At 55.7% G+C, this 22786-nt stretch carries 14 protein-coding genes, 3 tRNA genes and 3 rRNA genes; 13 read left to right on the forward strand and 7 right to left on the reverse strand.

Features of this window, described 5'->3' with window-relative positions; genetic code table 11:
- Window positions 1-45 precede the first annotated feature (45 nt).
- The 7 genes from clpB to dkgB all read left to right on the forward strand — a co-directional run bounded on the left by clpB (window position 46) and on the right by dkgB (window position 9498).
- A complete protein-coding gene (clpB, locus tag ACMGGW_RS02725) occupies window positions 46-2619 on the forward strand; it encodes an ATP-dependent chaperone ClpB (RefSeq protein ID WP_025301647.1) in 2574 nt (857 codons plus the stop codon).
- A 511-nt stretch (window positions 2620-3130) separates the two neighbouring features.
- Window positions 3131-4672 (forward strand): 16S ribosomal RNA (locus ACMGGW_RS02730).
- A 206-nt stretch (window positions 4673-4878) separates the two neighbouring features.
- Window positions 4879-4954: transfer RNA gene (locus ACMGGW_RS02735), tRNA-Glu, on the forward strand.
- A 234-nt stretch (window positions 4955-5188) separates the two neighbouring features.
- Window positions 5189-8096: ribosomal RNA gene (locus ACMGGW_RS02740) — 23S ribosomal RNA — on the forward strand.
- 99 nt (window positions 8097-8195) lie between these two features.
- Window positions 8196-8311: ribosomal RNA gene (rrf, locus tag ACMGGW_RS02745) — 5S ribosomal RNA — on the forward strand.
- The 16S, 23S and 5S rRNA genes sit together here with 2 tRNA genes alongside, the layout of an rRNA operon.
- A 94-nt stretch (window positions 8312-8405) precedes the next feature.
- Window positions 8406-8482 (forward strand) — tRNA-Asp (locus tag ACMGGW_RS02750).
- Between the two features lie 212 nt (window positions 8483-8694).
- Window positions 8695-9498, forward strand: a complete 804-nt coding sequence (gene dkgB / locus ACMGGW_RS02755) for a 2,5-didehydrogluconate reductase DkgB (protein WP_197832604.1) — start codon at window positions 8695-8697, stop codon at window positions 9496-9498.
- A 47-nt stretch (window positions 9499-9545) separates the two neighbouring features.
- Here dkgB and yafC read toward each other — a convergent pair whose 3' ends face one another.
- Complete coding sequence (gene yafC / locus ACMGGW_RS02760; protein ID WP_025301648.1) at window positions 9546-10433, reverse strand: DNA-binding transcriptional regulator YafC; 888 nt, start codon at window positions 10431-10433, stop codon at window positions 9546-9548.
- A gap of 105 nt (window positions 10434-10538) precedes the next feature.
- Between yafC and ACMGGW_RS02765 the strand changes: the two genes are divergently transcribed.
- A complete protein-coding gene (locus ACMGGW_RS02765) occupies window positions 10539-11714 on the forward strand; it encodes an MFS transporter (protein ID WP_025301649.1) in 1176 nt (391 codons plus the stop codon).
- 241 nt (window positions 11715-11955) lie between these two features.
- Entirely contained in the window at window positions 11956-12750 is a 795-nt protein-coding gene (locus tag ACMGGW_RS02770) for an endonuclease/exonuclease/phosphatase family protein (RefSeq protein WP_025160092.1), read from the forward strand.
- Between the two features lie 52 nt (window positions 12751-12802).
- Here ACMGGW_RS02770 and mltD read toward each other — a convergent pair whose 3' ends face one another.
- Both mltD and gloB read right to left on the reverse strand, forming a co-directional pair.
- The gene (gene mltD / locus ACMGGW_RS02775) at window positions 12803-14185 is read right to left on the reverse strand and encodes a murein transglycosylase D (RefSeq protein WP_060447684.1); all 1383 of its coding nucleotides are present in this window, start codon (window positions 14183-14185) and stop codon (window positions 12803-12805) included.
- A gap of 71 nt (window positions 14186-14256) precedes the next feature.
- Complete coding sequence (gene gloB / locus ACMGGW_RS02780) at window positions 14257-15012, reverse strand: hydroxyacylglutathione hydrolase (protein ID WP_043135494.1); 756 nt, start codon at window positions 15010-15012, stop codon at window positions 14257-14259.
- Window positions 15013-15056: 44 nt separating this feature from the next.
- On the opposite strand from gloB, the gene ACMGGW_RS02785 reads away from it, so the two are divergent.
- Window positions 15057-15776, forward strand: a complete 720-nt coding sequence (locus ACMGGW_RS02785) for a class I SAM-dependent methyltransferase (RefSeq protein WP_025301652.1) — start codon at window positions 15057-15059, stop codon at window positions 15774-15776.
- Here the strand turns inward: ACMGGW_RS02785 and rnhA are convergent.
- The gene (gene rnhA / locus ACMGGW_RS02790) at window positions 15773-16240 is read right to left on the reverse strand and encodes a ribonuclease HI (RefSeq protein WP_033649910.1); all 468 of its coding nucleotides are present in this window, start codon (window positions 16238-16240) and stop codon (window positions 15773-15775) included. The two genes, ACMGGW_RS02785 and rnhA, sit on opposite strands and share 4 nt — an antisense overlap.
- Before the next feature lie 72 nt (window positions 16241-16312).
- Here rnhA and dnaQ point away from each other — a divergent pair, with 72 nt between their 5' ends.
- Window positions 16313-17056, forward strand: coding sequence for a DNA polymerase III subunit epsilon (gene dnaQ / locus ACMGGW_RS02795; RefSeq protein ID WP_025301654.1), 744 nt, complete (start codon window positions 16313-16315; stop codon window positions 17054-17056).
- A 144-nt stretch (window positions 17057-17200) separates the two neighbouring features.
- Window positions 17201-17277: transfer RNA gene (locus ACMGGW_RS02800), tRNA-Asp, on the forward strand.
- 106 nt (window positions 17278-17383) lie between these two features.
- Here ACMGGW_RS02800 and ACMGGW_RS02805 read toward each other — a convergent pair.
- The gene (locus ACMGGW_RS02805; protein WP_197832603.1) at window positions 17384-19624 is read right to left on the reverse strand and encodes a TonB-dependent siderophore receptor; all 2241 of its coding nucleotides are present in this window, start codon (window positions 19622-19624) and stop codon (window positions 17384-17386) included.
- Between the two features lie 228 nt (window positions 19625-19852).
- On the opposite strand from ACMGGW_RS02805, the gene ACMGGW_RS02810 reads away from it, so the two are divergent.
- A complete protein-coding gene (locus ACMGGW_RS02810; protein WP_060447682.1) occupies window positions 19853-20731 on the forward strand; it encodes a siderophore-interacting protein in 879 nt (292 codons plus the stop codon).
- 88 nt (window positions 20732-20819) lie between these two features.
- Here the strand turns inward: ACMGGW_RS02810 and ACMGGW_RS02815 are convergent, their stop codons facing one another.
- Together ACMGGW_RS02815 and ACMGGW_RS02820 are read right to left on the reverse strand one after the other, a co-directional pair.
- A complete protein-coding gene (locus ACMGGW_RS02815; RefSeq protein ID WP_043135508.1) occupies window positions 20820-21593 on the reverse strand; it encodes an amidohydrolase in 774 nt (257 codons plus the stop codon).
- The gene (locus tag ACMGGW_RS02820) at window positions 21581-22741 is read right to left on the reverse strand and encodes a pyridoxal phosphate-dependent aminotransferase (protein ID WP_049208700.1); all 1161 of its coding nucleotides are present in this window, start codon (window positions 22739-22741) and stop codon (window positions 21581-21583) included. Before ACMGGW_RS02820 ends, ACMGGW_RS02815 begins: the two co-directional genes overlap by 13 nt.
- Window positions 22742-22786 lie beyond the last annotated feature (45 nt).

Consider the following 22786-nt stretch of genomic DNA (forward strand, 5'->3'; position numbering starts at 1 on the left):
CTCATTTAATCTCCAGTAGCAATTTCGACCCATCTTGGAGGTGTTATGCGTCTGGATCGTCTTACCAACAAATTCCAGCTTGCCCTCGCCGATGCCCAGTCACTAGCCCTTGGGCACGACAACCAGTTTATTGAACCGCTACATCTGATGAGCGCCCTGCTTAATCAGGAAGGGGGCACGGTTCGTCCACTATTAACTTCCGCAGGTATCGATGCCGGGCGTGTGCGCACCGAGATCGAACAGGCGCTGTCCCGTTTACCGCAGGTAGAAGGCACCGGTGGCGACGTTCAACCGTCCCATGAGCTGGTGCGCGTCCTGAACCTGTGCGACAAGCTGGCGCAGAAGCGCGCGGACAAATTCATTTCTTCCGAGCTGTTTGTGCTTGCGGTGCTGGAAGATCGCGGCTCGTTGACCGACTTGTTGAAAGCGGCCGGCGCGACGGCCGACAAAATCAGCAAAGCCATTGAACAAATGAGAGGCGGTGACAGCGTGGAAGATCAAGGCGCCGAAGACCAACGGCAAGCATTGAAGAAATACACTATTGATCTGACCGAGCGCGCCGAGCAGGGCAAGCTTGATCCGGTGATCGGCCGTGACGAAGAGATCCGCCGCACCATCCAGGTGCTGCAACGTCGTACCAAAAACAACCCGGTGCTGATCGGCGAGCCTGGCGTGGGTAAAACCGCCATCGTCGAAGGCCTGGCGCAGCGCATCATTAACGGCGAAGTGCCGGAAGGGCTGAAGCACAAGCGCGTATTGTCCCTCGATATGGGCGCCTTGATCGCCGGGGCCAAATATCGCGGCGAGTTTGAAGAGCGTCTGAAAGGCGTGCTCAACGATCTGGCCAAGCAGGAAGGCAGCGTTATCCTGTTTATCGACGAACTGCACACCATGGTCGGCGCCGGTAAGGCGGATGGCGCGATGGATGCAGGCAACATGCTCAAACCGGCGCTGGCGCGCGGCGAGCTGCACTGCGTCGGCGCGACTACGCTCGACGAGTATCGTCAATATATAGAGAAGGATGCGGCGCTCGAACGTCGTTTCCAGAAAGTGTATGTGGCGGAGCCGAGCGTGGAAGACACCATCGCTATCCTGCGCGGCCTGAAAGAGCGTTATGAACTGCACCACCACGTGCAAATCACCGACCCGGCCATCGTGGCGGCGGCAACGCTTTCGCACCGCTATATCGCCGATCGTCAATTGCCGGACAAGGCTATTGACCTTATCGACGAAGCGGCGTCCAGCATTCGCATGCAGATGGACTCTAAGCCGGAGTCGCTCGACAGGCTTGAGCGCCGCATCATCCAATTGAAGCTGGAACAGCAGGCGCTGAATAAAGAGTCTGACGACGCCAGCAAGAAACGCCTGGACATGCTCAGCGATGAGCTGGGGCAGAAAGAGCGCGAATATTCTGAGCTGGAAGAAGAGTGGAAGGCGGAAAAAGCGTCGCTCTCCGGCACCCAGAACATCAAGGCTGAACTCGAGCAGGCCAAAATCACCCTGGAGCAGGCGCGCCGCGTCGGCGATCTGGGGCGGATGTCGGAACTGCAGTACGGCAAGATCCCTGAGCTGGAGAAACAGCTCGCCGCCGCTACGCAGGCCGAAGGCAAGAGCATGAAGCTGTTGCGTAACCGGGTGACCGATGCGGAGATTGCTGAAGTGCTGGCGCGTGCCACCGGGATCCCGGTGGCCAGAATGCTGGAAGGTGAGCGCGACAAGCTGCTGCGCCTGGAGCAAGAACTGCATTCGCGAGTGATTGGCCAAGACGAAGCGGTCAGCGCGGTCTCCAATGCGATCCGCCGCAGCCGTGCGGGGCTGTCCGATCCTAATCGGCCGATCGGTTCGTTCCTGTTCCTCGGCCCGACCGGGGTGGGGAAAACCGAGCTCTGCAAGGCACTGGCTTCGTTCCTGTTCGACAGCGACGACGCTATGGTGCGTATCGATATGTCCGAGTTTATGGAGAAACACTCCGTGTCGCGTCTGGTCGGTGCGCCTCCAGGTTATGTCGGTTATGAAGAGGGCGGCTACCTGACGGAAGCCGTACGTCGCCGGCCTTATTCGGTGATTCTGCTGGATGAAGTCGAGAAAGCGCATCCGGACGTGTTCAATATTCTGTTGCAGGTGTTGGATGACGGCCGCCTGACCGATGGTCAAGGCCGTACCGTCGATTTCCGCAATACTGTGGTGATCATGACGTCCAACCTGGGGTCCGATCTGATCCAGGAGCATTTCGGTCAGATGAACTACGCGCAGATGAAAGAGTCGGTGATGGAGATGGTGAGTCACCACTTCCGTCCGGAGTTCATCAACCGTATCGACGAAGTGGTGGTGTTCCACCCGCTGGGCGAGAAACACATTGCCGCGATCGCCAAGATTCAGCTGTCGCGTCTGTACAAGCGTTTGGAAGAGCGCGGTTACGAAGTGACCATGACCGAACCGGCCCTGGCTCTGTTGAGCAAAACGGGTTACGACCCTGTGTATGGTGCGCGTCCGTTGAAGCGTGCTATTCAGCAGGAGATCGAGAACCCGCTGGCGCAGCAAATCCTGTCTGGCAAGCTGATCCCCGGCAAGCTGGTAACGCTGGATGTGGAAAACGACCATATCGTTGCCCGACAATAACGGCAATTAAGCGTAATAAAGATGAAAGGGAGCGGGTGACCGCTCCCTTTTCTTTACCTTCGTTTGTCCCTGTTTACAGGGTTTGCCGCTATTACTGTGCTAAAACCGGTATTTTCTGACTAATAAACATCCTAAAAAGGCGTTTTTGGTGATTATTTGAACGCTTGAAAAGTTTTTTGCATTTAGGGGTTGCGGCCTGCCGAGAACTCCCTATAATGCGCCTCCACTGACCGGGAACAACGACTGACAAGCCGCCGGGTCAGCGAGAGAAAAGCGAAATAAACGCTTGACTCTCTGGGCGAAAAGCGTAATATACGCAGCCCGCGCCGATGAGTTTCTCGGCACTGCTCTTTAACAATTTATCAGACAATCTGTGTGGGCACTCCACAAGACGATATCCAGCATCTTCGGATGCAAAAAAATATCAAGTCTTGAAGAGTGACTAACTGAAGTAAAATTCATGCAGTAAATCTTTGAGCATCGCTTCTCGAGTGGAAGCAAATCAAGCTTTTAATTGAAGAGTTTGATCATGGCTCAGATTGAACGCTGGCGGCAGGCTTAACACATGCAAGTCGAGCGGTAGCACAAGGGAGCTTGCTCCCTGGGTGACGAGCGGCGGACGGGTGAGTAATGTCTGGGAAACTGCCTGATGGAGGGGGATAACTACTGGAAACGGTAGCTAATACCGCATAACGTCGCAAGACCAAAGAGGGGGACCTTCGGGCCTCTTGCCATCAGATGTGCCCAGATGGGATTAGCTAGTAGGTGGGGTAATGGCTCACCTAGGCGACGATCCCTAGCTGGTCTGAGAGGATGACCAGCCACACTGGAACTGAGACACGGTCCAGACTCCTACGGGAGGCAGCAGTGGGGAATATTGCACAATGGGCGCAAGCCTGATGCAGCCATGCCGCGTGTGTGAAGAAGGCCTTCGGGTTGTAAAGCACTTTCAGCGAGGAGGAAGGTGGTGAGCTTAATACGCTCATCAATTGACGTTACTCGCAGAAGAAGCACCGGCTAACTCCGTGCCAGCAGCCGCGGTAATACGGAGGGTGCAAGCGTTAATCGGAATTACTGGGCGTAAAGCGCACGCAGGCGGTTTGTTAAGTCAGATGTGAAATCCCCGGGCTCAACCTGGGAACTGCATTTGAAACTGGCAAGCTAGAGTCTCGTAGAGGGGGGTAGAATTCCAGGTGTAGCGGTGAAATGCGTAGAGATCTGGAGGAATACCGGTGGCGAAGGCGGCCCCCTGGACGAAGACTGACGCTCAGGTGCGAAAGCGTGGGGAGCAAACAGGATTAGATACCCTGGTAGTCCACGCTGTAAACGATGTCGATTTGGAGGTTGTGCCCTTGAGGCGTGGCTTCCGGAGCTAACGCGTTAAATCGACCGCCTGGGGAGTACGGCCGCAAGGTTAAAACTCAAATGAATTGACGGGGGCCCGCACAAGCGGTGGAGCATGTGGTTTAATTCGATGCAACGCGAAGAACCTTACCTACTCTTGACATCCAGAGAACTTAGCAGAGATGCTTTGGTGCCTTCGGGAACTCTGAGACAGGTGCTGCATGGCTGTCGTCAGCTCGTGTTGTGAAATGTTGGGTTAAGTCCCGCAACGAGCGCAACCCTTATCCTTTGTTGCCAGCGGTTCGGCCGGGAACTCAAAGGAGACTGCCAGTGATAAACTGGAGGAAGGTGGGGATGACGTCAAGTCATCATGGCCCTTACGAGTAGGGCTACACACGTGCTACAATGGCATATACAAAGAGAAGCGACCTCGCGAGAGCAAGCGGACCTCATAAAGTATGTCGTAGTCCGGATTGGAGTCTGCAACTCGACTCCATGAAGTCGGAATCGCTAGTAATCGTAGATCAGAATGCTACGGTGAATACGTTCCCGGGCCTTGTACACACCGCCCGTCACACCATGGGAGTGGGTTGCAAAAGAAGTAGGTAGCTTAACCTTCGGGAGGGCGCTTACCACTTTGTGATTCATGACTGGGGTGAAGTCGTAACAAGGTAACCGTAGGGGAACCTGCGGTTGGATCACCTCCTTACCTAAAGATATTAGTTCGAGTGGCGTGCTCACACAGATTGTCTGATGAAAAAGTAATGAGCAAACAAAACCTTGTGGTATAGGTAAGTGCCGGGAGATTTGTGACTGTCCAGTGCAGTGACAAACGACAATGGCGCTCGATTTTTCACGAAAAATCTCACCTTTACCCGAAATTATCGAATCGGTGATTCGATAAGCCAATTTCGGGTCCCCATCGTCTAGAGGCCTAGGACACTGCCCTTTCACGGCTGTAACAGGGGTTCGAATCCCCTTGGGGACGCCATTCCGATAATGAGTGAAAGACATTATCACCGGTTAGCGATAACCGAAAAAATCTTAAAGATGACTTGCGAGTCATGTTTAAGATATTGCTCTTTAACAATCTGGAACAAGCTGAAAATTGAAACATGACGGCTGAAATTTATCCCTCCGTAGATGTACTGGGATGAAGAGTAACCTGTCATAGAGTCTCTCAAATGTTTGCAGCGCGAACGATGGAAACATCTTCGGGTTGTGAGGTTAAGTGACTAAGCGTACACGGTGGATGCCTAGGCAGTCAGAGGCGATGAAGGGCGTGCTAATCTGCGAAAAGCGTCGGTAAGGTGATATGAACCGTTATAACCGGCGATACCCGAATGGGGAAACCCAGTGTGTTTCGACACACTATCATGTCATGAATACATAGTGGCATGAGGCGAACCGGGGGAACTGAAACATCTAAGTACCCCGAGGAAAAGAAATCAACCGAGATTCCCCCAGTAGCGGCGAGCGAACGGGGAGGAGCCCAGAACCTGAATCGGCTTGTGTGTTAGTGGAAGCGTCTGGAAAGTCGCGCAGTAAAGGGTGATAGCCCCGTACACTAAAATGCACAGGTCGTGAGTTCGATGAGTAGGGCGGGACACGTGACATCCTGTCTGAATATGGGGGGACCATCCTCCAAGGCTAAATACTCCTGACTGACCGATAGTGAACCAGTACCGTGAGGGAAAGGCGAAAAGAACCCCGGCGAGGGGAGTGAAATAGAACCTGAAACCGTGTACGTACAAGCAGTGGGAGCACCTTCGTGGTGTGACTGCGTACCTTTTGTATAATGGGTCAGCGACTTATATTTTGTAGCAAGGTTAACCGTATAGGGGAGCCGTAGGGAAACCGAGTCTTAACTGGGCGAATAGTTGCAAGGTATAGACCCGAAACCCGGTGATCTAGCCATGGGCAGGTTGAAGGTTGGGTAACACTAACTGGAGGACCGAACCGACTAATGTTGAAAAATTAGCGGATGACTTGTGGCTGGGGGTGAAAGGCCAATCAAACCGGGAGATAGCTGGTTCTCCCCGAAAGCTATTTAGGTAGCGCCTCGTGAACTCATCTTCGGGGGTAGAGCACTGTTTCGGCTAGGGGGCCATCCCGGCTTACCAAACCGATGCAAACTCCGAATACCGAAGAATGTTATCACGGGAGACACACGGCGGGTGCTAACGTCCGTCGTGAAGAGGGAAACAACCCAGACCGCCAGCTAAGGTCCCAAAGTCATGGTTAAGTGGGAAACGATGTGGGAAGGCATAGACAGCCAGGATGTTGGCTTAGAAGCAGCCATCATTTAAAGAAAGCGTAATAGCTCACTGGTCGAGTCGGCCTGCGCGGAAGATGTAACGGGGCTAAACCATGCACCGAAGCTGCGGCAGCGACGCTTAGGCGTTGTTGGGTAGGGGAGCGTTCTGTAAGCCGTTGAAGGTGGCCTGTGAGGGTTGCTGGAGGTATCAGAAGTGCGAATGCTGACATAAGTAACGATAAAGCGGGTGAAAAGCCCGCTCGCCGGAAGACCAAGGGTTCCTGTCCAACGTTAATCGGGGCAGGGTGAGTCGACCCCTAAGGCGAGGCTGAAAAGCGTAGTCGATGGGAAACAGGTTAATATTCCTGTACTTGGTGTTACTGCGAAGGGGGGACGGAGAAGGCTAGGCTAGCCGGGCGACGGTTGTCCCGGTTTAAGCGTGTAGGGGGTGTGACCTGGTAAATCCGGTTGCATATCAACCCTGAGGCGTGATGACGATGCACTACGGTGCAGAAGTAGTTGATGCCCTGCTTCCAGGAAAATCCTCTAAGCATCAGGTAACATTAAATCGTACCCCAAACCGACACAGGTGGTCAGGTAGAGAATACCAAGGCGCTTGAGAGAACTCGGGTGAAGGAACTAGGCAAAATGGTGCCGTAACTTCGGGAGAAGGCACGCTGGCATGTAGGTGAAGTCCCTCGCGGATGGAGCTGAAGCCAGTCGAAGATACCAGCTGGCTGCAACTGTTTAATAAAAACACAGCACTGTGCAAACACGAAAGTGGACGTATACGGTGTGACGCCTGCCCGGTGCTGGAAGGTTAATTGATGGGGTCAGCCGCAAGGCGAAGCTCTTGATCGAAGCCCCAGTAAACGGCGGCCGTAACTATAACGGTCCTAAGGTAGCGAAATTCCTTGTCGGGTAAGTTCCGACCTGCACGAATGGCGTAATGATGGCCAGGCTGTCTCCACCCGAGACTCAGTGAAATTGAACTCGCTGTGAAGATGCAGTGTACCCGCGGCAAGACGGAAAGACCCCGTGAACCTTTACTATAGCTTGACACTGAACATTGAGCCTTGATGTGTAGGATAGGTGGGAGGCTTTGAAGCGTGGACGCCAGTCTGCGTGGAGCCATCCTTGAAATACCACCCTTTAATGTTTGATGTTCTAACTCGGCCCCATAATCTGGGGTGAGGACAGTGTCTGGTGGGTAGTTTGACTGGGGCGGTCTCCTCCCAAAGAGTAACGGAGGAGCACGAAGGTTAGCTAATCACGGTCGGACATCGTGAGGTTAGTGCAAAGGCATAAGCTAGCTTGACTGCGAGAGTGACGGCTCGAGCAGGTACGAAAGTAGGTCTTAGTGATCCGGTGGTTCTGAATGGAAGGGCCATCGCTCAACGGATAAAAGGTACTCCGGGGATAACAGGCTGATACCGCCCAAGAGTTCATATCGACGGCGGTGTTTGGCACCTCGATGTCGGCTCATCACATCCTGGGGCTGAAGTAGGTCCCAAGGGTATGGCTGTTCGCCATTTAAAGTGGTACGCGAGCTGGGTTTAGAACGTCGTGAGACAGTTCGGTCCCTATCTGCCGTGGGCGTTGGAAGATTGAGAGGGGTTGCTCCTAGTACGAGAGGACCGGAGTGAACGCACCACTGGTGTTCGGGTTGTCATGCCAATGGCATTGCCCGGTAGCTAAGTGCGGAAAAGATAAGCGCTGAAAGCATCTAAGCGCGAAACTTGCCTCAAGATGAGTCTTCCCTGGGCCTTTAAGGTCCCTGAAGGAACGTTTAAGACTAAGACGTTGATAGGCTGGGTGTGTAAGTGCAGCGATGCATTGAGCTAACCAGTACTAATGATCCGTGAGGCTTAACCTTACAACACCGAAGGTGTTTTTAGAGAGATTTTCAGCGAAGTTCCGAGATTGGTTCTGATGGCTTCATGGAAGTGAGGCGGTTGGAATGAAACAGAATTTGCCTGGCGGCAATAGCGCGGTGGTCCCACCTGACCCCATGCCGAACTCAGAAGTGAAACGCCGTAGCGCCGATGGTAGTGTGGGGTCTCCCCATGCGAGAGTAGGACACTGCCAGGCATCAAATAAACGTTATCAGTGTGACGACTGGTAATGCGCAAATCGAAAAGCGCGAATTTGCCGGCATCGAAAGATGCAACGTAAAAGAATCGGTGGAGCGGTAGTTCAGTTGGTTAGAATACCTGCCTGTCACGCAGGGGGTCGCGGGTTCGAGCCCCGTCCGTTCCGCCACTTAATTGATAAGCCCTGAGTCTCTGACTCAGGGCTTTTTCATATCTATATTTTGCGATTTTCAGGCCGGAATTGTCCTTCCTTACCGCCTTACTCCCCATATTGTTGCCTTTAGATCAAAAGTCTTATGCCGAACCAGGCGTTTTTGATCAATAAAAAAGTTGCCATAATCTTCCTCATACCACATCTACCCATTAATGAGAGAAAACATTATGAGCATCCCTGCATTTGGTTTAGGTACCTTCCGCCTTCAGGATCAGGTTGTTATCGATTCTGTCAGCACCGCACTCGAGCTGGGCTATCGCACTATTGATACTGCACAGATCTATGAAAACGAAGCGGCTGTTGGCCAGGCTATCGCTGCCAGCGGCGTGAAACGTGAAGACCTGTTCATCACCACCAAGATTTGGATCGCGAACCTGGCGAAAGGCGCGCTGATCCCAAGCCTGCAAGAAAGCCTGAAAAAACTGCAAACGTCCTACGTTGATCTGACGCTGATCCACTGGCCGTCACCCAACGACGAAGTGCCGGTTGCCGAATTTATGGCTGAGCTGCTGGAAGCGAAAAAGCTGGGGCTGACCCGCCAAATCGGCGTATCTAACTTCACCATCGACTTGATGCAGCAAGCGATTGACGCGATTGGCGCCGATGAAATCGCCACCAACCAAATCGAGCTGTCACCGTTCTTGCAGAACCGCAAAGTGGTAGAATTTGCGCAGCAGCACGGCATCGCCATCACCTCTTACATGACGTTGGCCTACGGCAAAGCGCTGCAGGACGAAACGATCAAAAGCATTGCTGCTCGTCACAATGCGACCCCAGCACAGGTTGTCCTTGCTTGGGCATTGACGCTGGGTTATGCGGTTATTCCTTCTTCGACCAAGCGTGAAAACCTGGCGAGCAACCTGTTGGCGCAGCAACTGACGCTGACCGACGAAGATATGGCGCAGATTGCCGCACTGGAGTGCAACGGCCGTCTGGTTAGCCCAGAAGGTCTGGCGCCAAACTGGGATTAATCATTCCTCGCAGTAGTCAGCATAAGGCGTCCATCGGGGCGCCTTTTTTATCGTTTCAGGTATTCACTCACAAAATCAATAAAGCTGCGCAGACGGTTGCTGACGGCGCTGTCGCTGTAATAAACCGCGTTGATCGGCATGGCGACCGGCAGTGTCGCTTCCACCAGAATCGGGACCAAATCTCCACGTTTGATATCTTCGTCGCTCATAAAGTCCGACAGGCAGGCGATACCGTTGCCATGCAGACAGAGATGGCGCTGGGTTTCTCCGCTATTGGTCGTCAAGCCTGGGGTGATTTCCAACTGGCTGCCATCTGAGCAAGCCAGTGGCCAGCGGTTCAAGCTGGGAAGGTCGTTGAAGCCGATGCAGCAGTGATGTTCAAGATCTTCTACCGTTAGCGGCGTGCCGTGTTGAGCCAGATAGGCGGGAGAGGCGAGCACATGCCGGTAGCTGGTCATCAGTTTGCGCGCTTTCAGTGTGGAATCGGTCAGTTCGCCTACGCGGATTGCGATATCCACTTTTCGCTCGATCAAGTTGATAAAGTTTTCCGAAGACACCAACGATAACGACATTTCAGGATAACGTTCGCGGAACTCCGCCACTAAAGGCGTCAGCATGTGCAGCACCACCGGCGTTGCCGCGTCGACGCGCAGCAGACCTTGCGGACGCTGGCGGCTTTCCATCAGCGCATTTTCCGCCGCGGCCATGTCGTTCAGTACCTTCTGCACCTGGCGAAAGTAATTCTCTCCTTCCTGAGTCAGGCTGATTTGGCGCGTGGTGCGGTTGAGCAACGTCACGCCCAGTTTGCTTTCCAGTTTTTTTACCGTTCGGCTGACTACGGAGTTCGCTTGTTCCAGGCGTTCGGCCGCCCGGCTGAAACTGCCGCTTTCCACTACGGTGACAAAGGTGATCAGCTCGTCTGAGTTTGCTTTCATTTTTGCTCCTATAGCAAAGTTAATTTGAAATTTTGAGCATTTTTATCATTTAAGCATAGGCAGATAATAGCCGTCATCAACTTGAATGCTATTTCGGAGTAAAAAATGCCACTCGCATTACTTGCCTTAACCATCAGCGCTTTTGCTATCGGCACGACCGAGTTCGTGATTGTTGGGTTGATCCCGACTATCGCGGAGCAGATTGGGGTGACCGTACCGTCCGCTGGATTGCTGGTGACTATCTATGCCCTCGGCGTGGCCATTGGCGCGCCGGTGCTGACGGCCCTGACCAGCCGTATACCGCGCAAGCTGCTGCTGGTTGGCCTGATGGTACTGTTCACTCTCGGTAACCTGCTGGCCTGGCAATCACCCAGCTATGAATCGCTGGTGATTGCCCGGTTGTTGACCGGCCTGGCGCACGGCGTGTTCTTCTCTATCGGCTCCACTATCGCGACGAGCCTGGTGGCGAAAGAGAAGGCGGCTTCCGCCATCGCCATCATGTTTGGCGGCCTGACGGTGGCGCTGGTGACCGGCGTACCGTTAGGGACGTTCATCGGCCAGCAGTTTGGCTGGCGTGAAACCTTCCTGGCCGTTTCTCTGATTGGCGCGGTCGCTACGGTGGCCAGCATTATTCTGGTGCCGAACAATATCAAGAACCAGGGCAGCGCCGGCGTGCGGGAACAGATGAAAGTACTGACCCATCCTCGTCTGCTGCTGATTTACGCAATTACCGCATTGGGATACGGCGGGGTCTTCACGACCTTTACCTTCCTTGCGCCAATGATGCAGGAACTGGCGGGCTTCTCTGCTCCGACCGTGAGCTGGATACTGTTGGCTTATGGTGTCGCGGTGGCGGTGGGTAACATCTGGGGGGGCAAGCTGGCCGATCGCCATGGGGCGGTGCGTGCGTTGAGCTTTATCTTTGCCGCGCTGGCTGTTTTGTTACTGGTGTTTCAGTTTACCGCCAGCCACAGTATTGCCGCTTTGCTGACGGTGATTGCGATGGGTGTGTTCGCTTTCGGCAACGTGCCGGGGCTGCAGGTCTATGTGGTGCAGAAAGCCGCGCAATACACGCCAAATGCGGTAGATGTGGCGTCCGGTCTCAATATCGCGGCGTTCAACATCGGTATTGCGCTCGGTTCGGTGATTGGCGGTCAGACCGTCGCCTCACTGGGGCTGGCGCAGACCCCCTGGATTGGCGCGCTGATCGTGGTAGTTGCACTGTTGCTGGTTAGCCTCAGCGGCCGCCTGGATAAAAAGTCTCAGCTGCAAACGGCTTGATGCACAAAATCATTGTTGTCTGGCCCGCATTTTGCGGGCCTTTTCGCATTTTTCACCTATTACTCCCTGTCTTTACACAGCTATACCGTCAGAAGATTGAAATCGCTGCAGGTGGCCCCTATAACTGAAAAGGTGATGCCCGCAAAAGCCATGCCCTCTATGCGGGGTAGGCGTATAATCAATTCATCGTTGGCGAGTGTTCATCGCCAGTTTTCATGTTAATGGGTAATAGGCGAATCGCGTGCCGAAACGAACTTATGCAATGAGGTATGTTGCAGGTCAGCCAGTTGAGCGAATCTTTCCTGGCGCCGTTAACCAGCCGTTGCCGCCAGGGGCGGCGCTGCCGACGACCGGCGCCTTGCGCGTTATGGTGTGGAATATTTTCAAACAGCAGCGAGCCGACTGGCTTTCGGTGCTGAAAAACCATGGCAAAGACGCGCAGCTGGTGTTGTTGCAAGAGGCGCAAACCACGCCGGAACTGGTGAGCTACGCTACTGCCAACTACCTGGCGGCCGATCAGGTACCGGCCTTTGTGCTGCCGCAGCATCCTTCCGGCGTGATGACGCTGGCGGCCGCTCATCCTGTTTACTGCTGCCCGCTGCGCGAGCGAGAGCCCCTGCTGCGGCTTTCTAAGTCGGCCCTGATCACTGTTTATCCGCTGTACAACGGGGAACTGTTGATGGTGGTGAACATCCATGCGGTGAACTTTAGCCTGGGCGTCGACGTCTACAGCAAGCAGTTGGGGCCGATAGGCGAACAGATCGCCAGTCACCGGGGGCCGGTGATTATGGCGGGGGATTTCAACGCGTGGAGCCGCAAGCGCATCAATGCGCTGTATGACTTCGCCGGCGAAATGGCGCTGCGCGAAGTGAGCTTCACCGACGATCACCGTCGCAAGGCTTTTGGCCGTCCGCTGGACTTCGTGTTTTACCGCAATCTTGGGGTCGTAGAGGCGTCGGTGCTGGTGACCAGCGCGTCGGATCACAATCCGTTGTTGGTGGAGTTTCATCCGGAGAAAGACTCGCCGGTATGGTGAATCGCAGGTAATAAAAAAGCACCCCGAAGGGTGCTTTTTTTGTGCCGAACATTTAAGTATCCGGCGTCATCTTGTTGCCGACAAACAGGGTCAGCTTCAGACCTGGCTGCAGGTTGCCTTTGGCGAGCGTTGAATTCCAACGCATCACGTCGTTAATATCGACGCCGTGACGACGTGCGATACTGGCGAGCGAATCACCTTTACGAACCTGGTAGGTGATACTGCTGTTACTGCCAGTATTGCTGGCCACTTGCAGGGTTTGCCCAACTTTTATGGCGCTCTTGGCGCGTAAGTTGTTCCAACTCTGCAAATCGCTGGTCTTAACGTTCAGCCGCTTGGCAATGCCCGATAAGGTGTCGCCGGAGCGCACTTTATACGAACTGCCACCGGACAAACCGCTGTTCTTCGCCAACTGCGTCGTTGGTTGAGTCACGGCGATCTGGCCATCGGCCAGCGAGTCTTTCAGCTGATCGGCATGCCCTTTGGGAACCATGATGTAATGGGGCCCGTTGGGTGCCGTAACGCCTTTTTTGTAGCCTGGGTTATACGCTTTCATCTTGGTGACTGAAAGCCCTGCCATCTCAGCCGCCTGAGTTAGCTGGATCTGCTGCCCGACATCGATACGAGCCAGCGCACGGGTTTCATCCGTTTTCGGGAGTTTCACGCCGTATTTCTTGCTGTTCTTGATGATGTCGCTCAGTGCCAGCATTTTCGGGACATAGATTGACGTTTCACGCGGAAGCGACAATGCCCAGAAATTGGTTGGCTTACCCTGGCGTTTGTTTGCCTTCACCGCTTGCATCACGCGGCCTTCACCACTGTTATAGGCGGCTACGGTCAGTAACCAGTCGCCGTTAAACATGCGGTTCAAGCGCTGCATCATGTTAAGCGCAGCGGTTGTCGAGGCGACGACATCGCGTCGACCGTCATACCACTGATTGTTTTTCAAACCATAATTGCGACCCGTTTGCGGCACGATTTGCCATAGCCCTGCGGCGTTGGCACTTGACGTGGCGTGTGGGTCAAAAGCGCTCTCCACTATGGGTAGCAGTACCAGTTCCATCGGCATATTACGTTTCTTAATCTGCCCGACTATCCAGTACATGTACGGCTCTGCCCGTAATGTTACATCGTGGAGATAGCTCTTACTTTTTAAGTACTTTCTTTTCTGATCACGGATCCGGGAATTTTCCGGAACCTCCATCTTCAGCTCGTCGCTAATGAAGTTCCACAGGTCCTGTTGCGCGGCGGGACTGTTGTTATCCAACCACCGCGCCGAGCTCGCTCGGCCATTTGCTGTGTACTCTCCTGCTTCACCATCTTGACCAGCCGAAGACAAACTCTGTGCATGCTGTTCTGGCGCCGGTGCGTCCTGCCTGGACGACTGGCAACCCACTAGCAAGACTGAGGCGAGAAATATCGCTTTAGCCTTCATGTGTGTGTCAATGTAGTTGCTTAAAAGACGAGCAATAATACTTTGCTTCGCCAAATAACACAACTAAAAGCTTAGAAGTTATCTTTCCGCAGGCGTAATTCGGAAAAAACTGAATGAAGGCTTTCCGGTGGTGAATTAAAGCCTAATTTCTTTTGTAAATCAGCGTCATGGCAACGTAAAAACAGGTTAATTTTGCGCTCTAATTGCAACGTGGTCGGCACACTGGCTTGGCCTTTTGCCCTTAACGCTTCAACATGTTGTTGATATGTTTCAATCTCTCGATCTTCCGGCAAAATAGCCCGCGCAAACTTAAGATTAGAAAGAGTATATTCATGCGCGCAGCAAATTAAGGTGTTATCGGGAAGTTGCGCGAGTTGTTGAAATGAGTCGTACATTTGTTTGGCGGTGCCTTCAAACAGCCTGCCGCAGCCGGCGGAGAAAATGGTGTCGCCGCAGAACAGATAAGGGGCACTATAGAATGCCACATGGCCCAACGTATGGCCGGGAACGGCGATAGTCCTGTATTGGCGGCCATCGATGTCAAAGGTGTCGCCGTCGCGGACGATGTGGTTGGCGCCTTTGTCCGCGGTTTCTTGCGGCCCATAGACGACCAGCCCGGGATACTTCGCTACGATTTGCGCCACGCCGCCGACGTGATCGTGATGATGGTGGGTCAGCAGGATCGCCGCCGGCGCCAGCTGCAGGCGCTGCAACGCTTCGAGTACCGGCTGCGCTTCACCCGGATCGACGATAATGCAGCGCCCCTGTCGGTCATCCAATAACCAAATGTAATTGTCCTGGAAGGCGGGAATGCTGATAAGATTCATGGTGTACCTCTCGTTGGCAACGGCTTGAAAGAAGATAATAAATCATGAAACCAGCCCATACTCTACAAAAGCTCACCGGCCCGCAGTCCTGGGCTGAGCTGCCGTGGGGGGAGTACTATCGTGAAGCGCTCGAGCGGCAGTTGCAACCCTGGTGGCCCAAGCTGTTCGGTTTCCATCTGCTGAAGATGGGCATGCTCAGCGCCGAGCTGGCCACGGACAAATGTGCGATTTCCCATCAGGTCAACGTAGGGCTGGAGGGGGACGGGCTGCAGGTGATCGCCGATGCCTATCAACTGCCGTTCGCCGCCAAGTCGGTGGATGCCTGCCTGTTGGCGCATACGCTGTCCTATGCGGACGATCCGCACCGCATGCTGCGTGAGGTGGACAGGATATTGATCGACGACGGCTGGTTGGTTATCAGCAGCTTCAATCCGTTCAGCCTGCTGGGATTGGGCAAGCTGGTGCCCGGGTTGCGTCATCGCCAGCCCTATGTCAGCCGCATGTTTACCCAGATGCGGCTGTTGGATTGGCTCAGCCTGCTGAATTATGAGGTGCTGCATCAGTCGCGTTTTCACGTGCTGCCGTGGCACCGCAAGGGCGGCAAGTTTTTATGTACCCATTTGCCAGCGCTGGGCTGCATGAGCGTGATTGTGGCGCGCAAACGCACCTTGCCGCTAACGCCTACGCCGATGAAACTGGGGGCGAGAAAGCCGTCTCTTAGCCGCGCGGTGGGCGCGACCAAGAGCTATCGCAAGCTGCCTTAGGCTTCCGGTTGGTAACCGACGTCTTCTTGCGTCGGCTTACCGGCCGCTTCGCGCGCCAGCACGTCACAACGTTCGTTCTCCGGGTGGCCGGCGTGGCCTTTGACCCATTCCCATTTCACCTCGTGGCGCTGAATGGCCAGATCCAACCGCTGCCACAGATCGACATTCTTGACCGGCTTTTTGTCGGCGGTTTTCCAGCCGCGCTTCTTCCAGTTATGGATCCAACTGGTGATGCCCTGGCGCACATACTGGCTGTCGGTGCTGAGCGTCACGGCGCAGGGCACGGTCAGCGCTTCCAGCGCCACGATCGCCGCCATCATTTCCATGCGGTTATTGGTGGTCAGACGAAAACCCTCGCTGAAGGTTTTTTCCGTTTGCTTATAGCGTAATATCGCGCCGTAGCCACCGGGGCCGGGGTTGCCAAGGCAGGAGCCGTCGGTGAAAATTTCTACCTGTTTGAGCATCTCTGGTAGACTCTTCCTATCAGTTTTATAAAAGCCAAGTCTGACATAAACGAGCGCTGTGAGCACTGCAATATGATCTCTACAACCACCAGACAGATTGTCCTCGATACCGAAACCACCGGTATGAACAAGCTTGGGGTGCACTACGAAGGGCACCGCATCATTGAAATCGGTGCGGTGGAGGTGATTAACCGCCGCCTGACCGGGCGCAACTTCCACGTTTACATCAAGCCGGATCGGCTGGTGGATCCGGAAGCGTACGGCGTACACGGCATCAGCGACGACTTCCTGGCCGACAAGCCGACCTTCGATCAGGTTGCCGACGAATTCCTCGACTTTATCCGCGGCGGCGAGCTGGTGATCCATAACGCGGCGTTCGACATCGGCTTTATGGATCACGAATTCCGCATGTTGCAGCAGGGCATCCCGAAGACCGAGACCTTCTGCACCATCACCGACAGCCTGCTGATGGCGCGCCGCCTGTTCCCGGGCAAGCGCAACAACCTCGATGCCTTGTGCAGCCGTTATGAGATAGACAACAGCAAGCGTACGCTGCACGGCGCATTGCTCGATGCCGAGATCCTGGCGGAAGTCTATCTGGCGATGACCGGCGGTCAGACCTCGATAGCGTTCCAAATGGAAGGCGATACCCAGCAAAACGACGCCACGCAAGAAATTCAGCGCATCGTCCGCCCGGCGACGGCGATGAAAGTGGTCTACGCCAGCGACGAAGAAGTGAAGGCGCACGAGGCGCGTCTGGATCTGGTGGCGAAAAAGGGCGGCAGCTGCCTGTGGCGCGGTGCGCCGGCCGAGTAACGGCATTTTTGCACGAAAAAAACGCACCGGATGAACCTTCGTTGAAAAACTGTGCAAACGGTTCATTTGGTGAGAAAAAGGCGTTGACGGAACCGAGAGGCGTCCGTAATATGCGCCTCGTTCCCCCGCAAGAGGGAATGGCGCGGAGCGGTAGTTCAGTTGGTTAGAATACCTGCCTGTCACGCAGGGGGTCGCGGGTTCGAGCCCCGTCCGTTCCGCCACTATTCAGAAGCCCTGAGTTAGCGATAACTCAGGGCTTCGTCGTTTCTGCTCTCGGCAAAACGGTACGGCCCAATGAACGGGGCCGGCAGACCGGTCCCTTATTCCTCAGAACAACACCGAGTAGTTCAAACCGAAGGTGCGTCCGCGGCCCTTATAGCTGTACAGCTCAGGCGAGCCGTAGGTCGGGCTGTACAGGATCGGCGCGCGTTGGCCCCAAACGGTGGTGTATTCCTTGTCCAGCAGGTTTTCCACGCTGAAGCTGATTTTCCCTACCGGCAGGGTATAGCTGCCGAGAAAATCGAGGGTGTTGTAGCCATCGATTTTGCGGCCTTGGGTGGAGTTGGCCTTGGTGTAATCGCCGTCGTCCGACACATCGAAGGTTTGCTGCGACTGTAAGCGCAGATTCCAGTCGCCCGGCGCCCAGCCGACATAAGCGGTGACTTTCGATGGGCTGGCGGTATCGACCACCAGCTTCTTCCATTCGCCGTTGACCTTGGTTTCGGAACGGATAACGTTGAAGTTGGTGCCGGCGCTCCAGTCGCTGTCTTCAAAGAAGTAGTCCACCGCGCCTTCCACCCCATAGATGCGCCGCTTATCCGCATTGACGTTAATGGTCATGTCGGTTTTGTTGATAGCGATGCTCTTGTCGGACAGCGAGTAGTAAGCGGCGATTTGCGTGCGCAGGTTATCGCCGGTATAGCGCCAGCCCAGCTCGTAGGCATTGACCTTGATGCCTTCCAGCTTGGAATCGCCGACGTTGACGCTCTTCAACAACTGGTAATGGCCGCCGTTCAACGCGTAGGTGCCGTTACCGTAATATTTGCCCGGATCCGGGATCTCGAAGCCCTGAGAGAAGTTGAACCAGGTTTGCTGGCGCTCGGTCAGATGTGCCAACAGGCCGGCGTTGAACAGCGCGTTGTTGTAGTCGGTTTGCCCGCCCGGTATAGCGTCGGCGGATGTCGCGGCGCCGGTGGCGATCGCCTGCTGCTGGTTATAACCGACGAAGTCGTCGATCTTGTTTTCGGTGTACTGGTAACGCACGCCGCCGCTCAGGGTGAAAATGGGATTAATGTCGTAACTGGCCTGCAGGAACGACGCCAGGTTGCTGGTGGTATAGCTCGGGTAGCGGCCGGTGCTGTAAGCGTTCTCCAGCATCATGCCGCCGGACTGCTGAGCCTTCGCCAGGTTAAAGAACTGCTGATTGGCGTTGAAGCTTTCATGCTCGGCGTCAATGCCGTAAGTCAGCGTCAGTGCGTCGACAGGTTTGCTGTTTAACGTCAGCTTGCCGCCGTAGAAATCGGTTTTTTGCTGCGAAGCACCAATGCTGTTGACGTAATAGTTCGGCGCTTTGCCCGCCAGCGTCGGGAACGGGTAGAAGGTCAACGTTTCGTCGCGGTAGTAGACCTGCGCCACCAAATCCTGGCCGAGGAAATCAGTGTTGGAATACTGCAGGTTGATCAGGTGGCGTTCGGTACCGGGGATGCGGTCGGAATTTAAGTTACCGCTGTTATATGCCTTGGCGTTGCCCGTCACCGCCGCAAAGTTCTCTCCCAGGAACAGGCCGTGATCGCCGTCGGATTGGCTTTTGTAGTATTGGGTGGTCAGTTGCAGCTGTTGATGATCGTCGATGTTGAGGGTGCCGGTGCCCATGACGTCGAGGCGATCGGAATACTGCAGGCCGGTTTGGGTATTGTCGATCAGTACCTCATTGCCTTTGCCGTCATACCAGCCGCCATAGCGCTGGTAAGAAACGGACAGGCGCCCAGAGGCGTTGTCGTTGCCGCCGCTGACCGCCGCCGCCACGTTCTCGTCGTGATCGTGATGGCCGCCAAAGCCGGTTTTACCGCCGACCTGCAACTCGACCTGCTGTTCCTGTTGCCCTTTTTTGGTGACGATATTGATCAGGCCGCCGGTGCTGCCACCGCCGTACAGCGAGGTCGCGCCGGAAATCACCTCAATATGGTCGATATTGAACGGGTCGATCGAATCCAACTGGCGGCTGTCGCTGCGCGACGAGTTCAGGCGCACGCCGTCAATCATCACCATCATCGAGCGGCCGCGCATATTCATGCCATAGTTGGTACGGCCCTGGCCGCTGACGTCCATGCCGGGGATCAGCTGCGCCAACATGTCCTTGATCTCTTTACCGCCCTGAACCTGCTGTTCGATCTCCTGGCTTTCAATGATCCAGGTAGTCTGTGCCATTTCCGCCGTGCTGCGGTGCGAACGGCTGGCGGAGACCACCATCTGCTCTTCGGTGCCGGCTTTCTGATCTTCAGCCCAAGCCGCCGGCGCAAGCATTGCCAGCAGACAAGGGTTCAATACCCAAAGGTGTTTGCGTTTCATCGTTATTTCCTGGTGATATTGTTATTGTGTTTTTTTGAGAATGCTTCTTTTATCAATAACGTTTCTTGTTATCAATAAAATCGTGATATGATTTTTTGCGATACATTAACGTAATTAATTAGTTTTATTAACATTTTGCCCGCTGCGCGATCGAGCACCCCACGCCGTCAACACGGCAGCCGATCGGCCATACGCACAAGCGACAGCCGTTGCCGGAGAATCGAGAACATGTCCGCCAGCTACAGAATTTTTGATATCACCTTGAAAAGCAAAACGCTGATTTCATCTTCGCTGGTGCGCTGCGTGTTTGAAGGTGCGGATATTCATCGGATGAAGCTCGAAGCGCCGGACCAGCGCATCAAACTGTTGTTCCCGGCGGCGGACGGCAAGATCCCGCAGTTGGTCAACAGCTCTGACTGGTACGGCGATTACATGGCGATCCCCAAAGAACAGCGTCCGGTGATGCGCACCTATACGTTGCGTGCGCTGCGCCGCGAGCAGAATCAGATGGACGTCGAGTTCGTGTTGCATGGCGTGAACGGCCCGGCTTCCGCCTGGGCGACCCATGCCGAACCCGGAGACACGATTCAAACGGTCGCCCCCAACGGTGACTTCGACGGCGACAGCGGCGGTTACGAATGGGCGCCGCCGGCGCAGTTGCAACAGGCGTTGCTGATCGCCGATGAGACGGCGGTGCCGGCGGCGATGGCGATTCTGGAACAGCTGGCGCAGCAGGCCAATCCGCCGCGGGTGCAGGCGTTTTTTGAGGTGCCGGTGGCGGGGGATTGCCTAGATTTGGCGCATTTCCCGTTCGCCGAGGTCTACTGGCTGCCGCGTGACGTCGGCCGCCAGCTGGCACACGGTACGCTGCTGGTGGAAGCGGTGCGCCAGCGGGTGGATATCCCCGCATCGGCGTGCGCACAGGCGCAGTCACTGGCGGAAAGCAGCCTGAGCGATGAGGTGCTGTGGGAGCGGGCGGGCGGCAGCAACGCTTTTTATGCCTGGGTGGCGGCCGAATCTTCTGCGGTGAAAACGCTGCGGCGTTACCTGATTGGCGAACGCGATCTGGATCGCTCCACCGTCAACTTCATGGCCTATTGGTGCTGAACGAGCCGTCCTTTTCCGGCATCGGCGCGGAGTCTTTATCTCTCTGCCGAAGATCGACGCGCTAATCGCCGGCTGGGAGCGTGTTTAATCAGTCGAGACGCAGAAAGCTGTCGGCATCGCGCCAGGCCGGGAAGGCGCTGCGGTAGCTCTGCAGGGTTTCCAGCGACAGCTCGGCGTCCAGGCGCGTGGCCGCGCCGGGTTCCGCATCCGCCAGGATCTCGCCCTGAGGGCTGATGATTAAGCTGTCTCCGCTGTAGCTCAGTCCGTTAGGATCTTCGCCCACCCGGTTGCAGCCCGCCACATACACCTGATTCTCAATCGCCCGCGCCGTCAGCAGCGTTTGCCAATGGTGGCTGCGCGGCGCCGGCCAGTTGGCGACGTACAGCGCCAGATCGTAATCCTGCTGATAGCGCGCCCAGACCGGGAAACGCAGGTCGTAGCAGATCTGCGGCAGGATGCGCCAGCCGCGCCACTCGAAGATTTCACGCCGGTTGCCGGCCTGGTAATGCAGGTGTTCGCCGGCCATGCGGAACAGGTGGCGTTTATCATAGGCATGCACCTGGCCGCCCGGCTCTACCAGCAGGAAGCGGTTGACCGCGCCTTCGGGCGTTTTCAGCGCCACGCTGCCGCCGATTAACGCGTGGCTTTTCACCGCCCAACTGCGCAGCCAGTCGATCACCTGCTGTTCGGGCAGGGCGCTCTCGCCGGCATCCATGGCAAAACCGGTGGTGAACATTTCCGGCAAAACGATGAGATCGCGCCCGGCGATCGGCGCCAGCAACGCGTCGAAGGCGGCCAGGTTAGCGAGGCCGTCGCGCCAGACCAGAGGTTGCTGCAACAGGGTAATTTTTAAAGTCGACATAACCGCTCCGCAGCTGCATCCAGCGTGGCGTCCTGTTTAGCGAAGCACAGCCGGATCAATTTATGGGGGAAAGGATCGGCACAGAAGACCGACAGCGGAATGGCCGCCACGCCCACGTGCTCGGTTAACCAATGGCAGAACGCCACATCGTCCAGATCGGAGATGGCGCTGTAGTCCGCCAGTAAGAAGTATGTACCCGCGCAGGGTAAAATTTCCAGTCGGCTGCGCGCCAGCGCCTGCACAAAGCGATCGCGCTTGGCGCGATAGAACGCCGGCAACTGCCGCCAGTGCTCCGGCTCGGCACGCAGGCTATCCGCTAGCGCCAGCTGCGCCGGGGTGTTGACCGAAAAGGTCAGGTATTGATGCACCTTGCGCACCTCGGCGCTCAGCGCGGCGGGCGCCACGCAGTAACCCACTTTCCAGCCGGTCATGTGGAAGGTTTTACCGAAGGAGGACACCGCGATCGCCCGTTGGCGCAGCTGCGGGTGGGCCAACACGCTGGCGTGGCCGCCTTTGGCGAAGCAGATGTGTTCGTAGACTTCGTCGCTGAGCACGTAGATTTCGCGTTCTGCAATGGCGTGCCACAGCTGCTGCATATCTTCCGCCTGCCAGGCGGTGGCGGACGGGTTGTGCGGCGTGTTGACGATCACCAGGCGGGTGCGCGGCGACAGCGCGGCGGCGAACCGTTGCCAATCCACGGCAAACGCGGGCGGCTGCAGGGCGAGGCGTTTGAGTACGCCGCCGGCCAGCGTCACCGCCGGCGCATAGCTATCGTAGCTGGGATCGAAGCAGACCACCTCATCGCCGGGGCGCACCAGCGCGCTGATGGCGGCGAACAGCGCTTCGGTGGCGCCGGCGGTGACGGTCACTTCAGCAGCGGCGTCCGGCTGCCAGCCATACAGCTCGGCGGTTTTGTCGGCGATGGCTTCGCGCAGCGGCGCCACCCCGGTCATCGGCGCATATTGGTTGGCGCCCTGGGCGACGTGCCAGGCCAAGCGTTCTTTCAGGTAGTCCGGCCCGTCGAAATCAGGGAAGCCCTGAGACAGGTTGATCGCCTGATGCTGCTGCGCTAGCGCGCTCATTTGGGTAAAGATGGTGGTGCCCAGGGCAGGCAGTTTACTTTCGGGAATCAATGCGGAAGTGCTCATAGCAGGTGAATACTCCAGGCGCTTATATTGCCGTCAATATAACAC

It is taken from the genome of Serratia sp. BNK-4 (assembly GCF_048685115.1).
Taxonomy (GTDB): domain Bacteria; phylum Pseudomonadota; class Gammaproteobacteria; order Enterobacterales; family Enterobacteriaceae; genus Serratia; species Serratia bockelmannii.